The following is a 3,128-nucleotide window of genomic DNA, read 5'->3' as shown; positions in this document are numbered from 1 at the left end:
TTGTTCGACTATCCTGCTGACATCAGGAAGGCGATTTATACGACCAATGCAATAGAATCGTTGAATAGTGTGATTCGAAAAGCAACCCGGCAGCGGAAGATATTTCCAACAGACGGTTCGGTTATGAAGGTGATTTATCTGGCTATGGAAAAAGAAAAGGACATCCATAAATTTCCAATCAATTTATGGATGTCCTGAATTCTCCTTATCTTTGATCGTTCTAATGGTAATCCTGTGGAGGCAAAGCAGGTATTACCCTTTGCTTATCCAGAGGATAGTGATCAGTATTTTTTAACACTTCGGCTTATCTCTACAGAAGCACCAATTTAACTTATTGGGCTCTTGCTTATGCATATGTCGCAAATGGATGTTGAGATATTCTATATGTTTGGTACCGTACGGTAGAATGCAAAGTTTGCATTTATAAGTTATGTCACCTGTTGTGTGTGCGTGTCTTCGTTCATGTATTGTTAGATCAACATAGGAATCACATCTTTTTTTACATAAGGGACACATTAAGTAATTTTCTTCTACATGATCAGAACTGCCAACGTGAAAATTGTTCAGATGATTTTTTAAGGACTGTATTGCCTGAAATGTACGATTACACAAATGACAAGAGATAGGTTGTGCTTGTTCTACCTGATGCCATCTTAGGTGAGTTTTCAAACCAGATTTACTGAAGCATAATCGTACACATTCCTTGAAACTGCAACGGAACAATCCTCCCTCATCATTTACTGGTACTGGGAGGGCATTGAGGCCAGACTCAAGCATAGCTATACCAAGTAGATCGTATCTATCCATTGTCGAATTGTCGAATTGTCGAATTGTCGAATTGCCAGTTAAGACTGCTCCTTCTTAAAAAAGTTCCCCCCCCTAACAGAATCCAACCAAATATTCATTTAATCCATACATAAAGGACCCGCTATGGCCATTACCAATAATGACGTAAAACTCTTTGAAAGCCAGCGACTTACGGACGAAGAAGATGGTGGCGGTCGGGTCACGGGCAGCGAGGTCATTGATGGCAACGTCAATAATCTTTTTCAGGATATTTCACGGATCGATCGTACCATTGGTGATGTGGCTCTGCGTAAGGCATTTATCGGGATCAGCACCGATAACAATAAAAACGGGGTCAGGTCTTTCTTCTTGAATAAAAACGGGGTCAGGTCTTTCTTCTTGAATAACCATCAACGTGAGTTGCTGCCTTTGATATGAAAGATCTGACTATTCCAATTTTAGAGTTGAAAAGTTATAACCTATTTGTAGCTTCAAGAAGGAACCCCTGGCCCATTTTTTTAAGAGCGTCAAGAATCAAGACCTAATGGAATGGTCCGCCCCGCTCCCAAACCGGCTTCAAATGAGCCATGATAGAATGAGTTGTGCGAACATCATTCAAAACAAGAAACGGAGCGAACCATGGGCGATCATAACAAAACAAGAGTTAGCCAGAAAGGTCAGGTTGCTGTTCTCGGAATTGATTTGAGTAAGAAAACCGAGAACAAAACCGGGGTCAGGTCTTTCATTGTGCATATCCATTGCCGTTTAATAAAATTGAAATAAAAACCAGTTCGTAAGTATTCGAAATAAAAGGCCCACCATCACTATTTACAATGAGTTAATGTGCAGAATATGTTACGCACGATGAAAGACCTAATGGAATGGTCCGCCCCGCTCCCAAACCGGCTTCAAATGAGCCATGATAGAATGAGTTGTTCGGACATCATTCAGAATAAGAAACGGAGCGAACCATGGGCAAGCATAACAAATCAGGATCTAAGCAAAAAGGTCAGGTAGCTTTTCTCGGAATTGATTTGAGTAAAAAGAGTTTTCAGCTGCATGGCGTTGATGCCAAAGGCAATGTGGTTATCAAAAAGAAACTCAACCGTAAGGCGCTTTTACCATTTATTGCCAACATACCTGAATGTGCTATCGGCATTGAAGCCTGCGGTGGCTCACACTACTGGTGTCGTAAGTTTACCGAACTGAGTCATGACGTTCACATTATGGCCCCCCAGTTTGTGAAGCCCTATGTAAAGTCAAACAAGAATGACGCTGCTGATGCTGAAGCCATTTGTGAAGCAATGCAGCGTCCCAATATGCGCTTTGTACCCACTAAAACTATTGAACAACAGGACATTCAGAGCCTGCATAGAATACGCAGCCAGGCAGTGGCCAGAAGAACAGCATTGGGTAATCAGGTCAGAGGTTTGTTAATGGAGTACGGAGTCATTATTCCAAAGGGAATATCCTATATCCGTAAACAGATCCCTTTGATTTTGGAAGACGCAGAAAACGGTTTAACAGTACTATTCCGTGAACTCCTCAATGAACTCTATGAAGAAATGGCACATCTGGACAAGCGAATAGAAAAGCTTGAGAAAAAGCTCGAAACCATTGCAGCCAATAACGAAGCCTGCAAGCTTTTACTAACTATACCCGGCATTGGGTTACTGAGTGCTACTGCACTGTTTGCGGCCATCGGCGATATATCGGCATTTAAAAATGGTCGGGAAATGGCGGCCTGGCTTGGCCTCGTACCAAAGCAGCAATCTACCGGTGGAGTGCCTACCTTACTGGGGATCAGTAAGCGGGGTGACACCTACCTGCGAACTCTGATGATACATGGCGGCAGAACCGTTGTCAGAGTGGCTGATAAACACGACGATCGACGTAATAATTGGATTCAAGAGCTTGATAAGCGTCGGGGTAAAAATATATCAGCAGTAGCTGTTGCCAATAAAAATGTTCGCATTGCCTGGGCTGTGTTAACCAAGAAAGAGCCATACAAGGCGGCAGCATAAATAATATAAACACTAAACTATTAAACACTTGTCGTTAGATAAGAAAAGCAAAAGCGGTTAATCAGTGTAAAGCTGCAACGAGTTGCGTGGATAAAGTTCAAATGATGGCATAAAAGGTAAGACCTGCACTCCCTTGAACCTGACCGGGGTCAGGGCCCGTAGAGGCCGAAGACCTGATGAGGAGGGAGTGAGCGGATTCCATCAGGGCCAGAGGCATTGAGACCTCACCCCAAAGGCCGGATATATGGAAGCATTACTCTTTAACGTCATTATCGAAAACTTTACCTTGCATCGCGGGGCGGACCATATATGACCCCG

General features: G+C 43.0%; 3 protein-coding genes. All 3 read left to right on the top strand.

Annotated features, from left to right (window positions below):
• On the top strand, positions 1-198 hold a 198-nt coding region (locus tag RM811_RS14055; protein ID WP_402525386.1), incomplete at its 5' end, for a transposase.
• Positions 199-930: 732 nt separating this feature from the next.
• Positions 931-1,224 (top strand): hypothetical protein, encoded by a 294-nt coding sequence (locus tag RM811_RS14050; RefSeq protein ID WP_402525384.1) that lies wholly within the window; start codon positions 931-933, stop codon positions 1,222-1,224.
• 533 nt (positions 1,225-1,757) lie between these two features.
• The gene (locus RM811_RS14045; RefSeq protein ID WP_402525382.1) at positions 1,758-2,810 is read left to right on the top strand and encodes an IS110 family transposase; all 1,053 of its coding nucleotides are present in this window, start codon (positions 1,758-1,760) and stop codon (positions 2,808-2,810) included.
• The last annotated feature ends 318 nt before the right edge of the window (positions 2,811-3,128 follow it).

The organism is Endozoicomonas sp. (assembly GCF_031844845.1).
Classification (GTDB): Bacteria; Pseudomonadota; Gammaproteobacteria; order Pseudomonadales; family Endozoicomonadaceae; genus Endozoicomonas.
This window is presented reverse-complemented; position numbering and strand designations above follow the sequence as displayed.